The sequence below is a fragment of the Bradyrhizobium sp. genome, from assembly GCF_049798375.1.
In the GTDB taxonomy this organism is placed as follows: Bacteria; Pseudomonadota; Alphaproteobacteria; order Rhizobiales; family Xanthobacteraceae; genus Bradyrhizobium.
This window is the reverse complement of record NZ_JBARGP010000436.1, coordinates 1-2,473: the sequence shown is the minus strand read 5'-3', so window position 1 is coordinate 2,473 and position 2,473 is coordinate 1. Positions and strand designations below refer to the sequence as shown.

2 protein-coding genes are annotated in these 2,473 nt (G+C 62.4%); both read left to right on the top strand.

Annotated elements, in window-relative coordinates; translation table 11 throughout:
- Positions 1-169: 169 nt before the first annotated feature.
- Complete coding sequence (locus WA702_RS18255; protein WP_425111935.1) at positions 170-1,969, top strand: FAD-dependent oxidoreductase; 1,800 nt, start codon at positions 170-172, stop codon at positions 1,967-1,969.
- The coding region (locus WA702_RS18250; RefSeq protein WP_425111934.1) for a 2-oxoacid:acceptor oxidoreductase family protein at positions 1,939-2,473 on the top strand (535 nt) is incomplete at its 3' end. The genes WA702_RS18255 and WA702_RS18250, both read left to right, overlap by 31 nt.

Here is a 2,473-nt window from a genome sequence, read left to right as displayed (position 1 = left end):
AATAATTGAATGAGACCATTCGAAAAACAAAAGGGCGGTAACCAGGCGGCACCATCCGGAAAAAGCAGGTACCGGTTTTCCGACCAGATGATGTCAGCAATATCGGGTTAGGCGCTCTCACTTCAGGAAGGCCGCGCGACAATCGGTTCCTCGCGCGGACAAGGTGGGAATGAAACCGACTGATATCTCGGCGCCCGACTACTTCCATAAAGTGGTCGATTGCCAGTGGGCCTGCCCCGCACACACCCCCGTCCCGGAATACATCCGTCTGATCGCCGAGGGTCGCTACAGCGACGCCTACATGATCAATTGGAAATCGAATGTGTTCCCGGGCATTCTCGGACGCACCTGCGATCGTCCCTGCGAGCCGGCCTGCCGCCGCGGCCGCGTCGAGGAAACACCGGTCGCGATCTGCCGGCTGAAGCGCGTCGCCGCGGACTTCAAGGATGACGTGCGACAGCGGATGCCACGCCCCGCTGCGAAGAACGGCAAGCGCATCGCGCTGATCGGTGGCGGTCCGGCCTCGCTCACCGTGGCGCGCGATCTTGCCCCGCTCGGCTATCACTGCACCGTATTCGATGCCGATGCGAAAGCCGGCGGCATGATGCGCAGCCAGATCCCCAAATTCCGGCTACCGGACGCCGTGATCGACGAGGAGACGGACTACATCCTCAACCTTGGCATCGAGTTCAAAGGCGGCCAGCGCGTCGACAGCCTGAAGAAGCTGCTCGCCGACAAATATGACGCGGTGTTCGTCGGCTCCGGCGCGCCGCGCGGCCGCGAGCTCGACGTGCCCGGCCGCAAGGAAGCAGCTAGCCACATCCATATCGGCATCGACTGGCTCTCCAGCGTCTCGTTCGGCCACACCGACAAGATTGGCAAGCGCGTAATCGTGCTCGGCGGCGGCAACACCGCGATGGATTGCTGCCGCACTGCGCGCCGGCTCGGCGGCGAGGACGTCAAGGTGGTGGTGCGCTCAGGCTTCGAGGAGATGAAAGCCTCGCCCTGGGAAAAAGAAGACGCGATGCATGAGGACATCCCGATCCTCAACTTCCTCGTGCCCGTCGGCTTCACCCACGACAACGGCAAGCTCACCGGCGTCACCTTCCAGAAGGTGAAGGCCGAATATGACGCCAAGGGCAAACGCAATTTGGTGCCCTCGGGCGAGCCGGACCAGACCATCGCCTGCGACGACGTGCTGGTCGCGGTCGGCCAGGAGAACGCCTTCCCCTGGATCGAGTCCGACTGCGGCATCGCGTTCGACAAATGGCACATGCCTGAGGTCGACAAGGTGACCTTTGCCTCGACCAACCCAAAAGTATTTTTCGGCGGCGACGCCGCGTTTGGACCGAAGAACATCATCTGGGCGGTGGCGCACGGCCATGAGGCCGCGCTGTCGATCCACCGGATGCTATCGGGTGAGGACGTCACCGAACGCCCGCTGCCGGAGGTTCATGTCAGCTCGCAGAAGATGGGCATCCACGAATGGAGCTATGACAACGATATCTCGCCGGACAAGCGCTACAAGGTGCCGCATCGTGACAAGGTGGTGGCACTGAAGGATATCCGCGCTGAGGTCGAGCTCGGCTATGACGTCAAGCTCGCGCTCGGTGAGGCGGAACGCTGCCTGAACTGCGACGTCGAGACCGTGTTCTCGACCTCGCTCTGCATCGAGTGCGACGCCTGTGTCGACATCTGCCCGACGGACTGCATCACCTTCACAGAGAATGGCGACGAAGCAGATGTGCGGGCGCGGCTGAAGGCGCCGTCGTTGCACCCCGACCAGAGTCTCTACGTGTCCTCCGACCTCAAGACCGGACGCGTGATGGTGAAGGACGAGGATGTCTGCCTGCATTGCGGCCTTTGCGCCGAACGCTGTCCCACCGGTGCGTGGGACATGCAGAAATATTTCATCGAGATGACTCACGCAGGTACCGCATGTCCCAGCAAGCGCCGCTCAGCAGCATAAACGACTTCGTCGTCCGCTTCGCCAACGTCAACGGCTCTGGCTCGGCGAGCGCCAACGAACTGTTCGCCCGCGCCGTGCTCCGCCATGGCGTCCCTGTCAGCCCCCGCAACATCTTCCCCTCCAACATCCAGGGGCTGCCGACCTGGTATGAGGTGCGCGTGACGGAGGCCAGCCATCTCGGCGCGCGCGGCGGCGGCACCGACATGATGGTGGCGATGAACCCGCAGACCTGGGACAAGGACGTCGCCGGCATCGTGCCGGGCGGCTATCTGTTCTACGATTCGACCAAGCCGATGCCGTCGTCGAAATTCCGCGACGACATCAGCGTGATCGGCGTGCCGCTGACCGCGATCACCAACTCGACCTACACCGATCCACGCCAGCGCCAGCTGTTCAAGAACATCATCTATCTCGGCGCGCTGTGCGCGCTTTTCGAGATGGATCCGAAGCTGATCGAGCAGCTGATCGGCGAGCAGTACAAGGGCAAGGAGAAGCTCTTGTCCT

What these genes read in the sequence shown, in the direction of transcription:
- WA702_RS18255 (WP_425111935.1), top strand. Translation starts at nt 170, where the DNA reads ATGAAACCGACTGATATCTCGGCGCCCGACTACTTCCATAAAGTGGTC.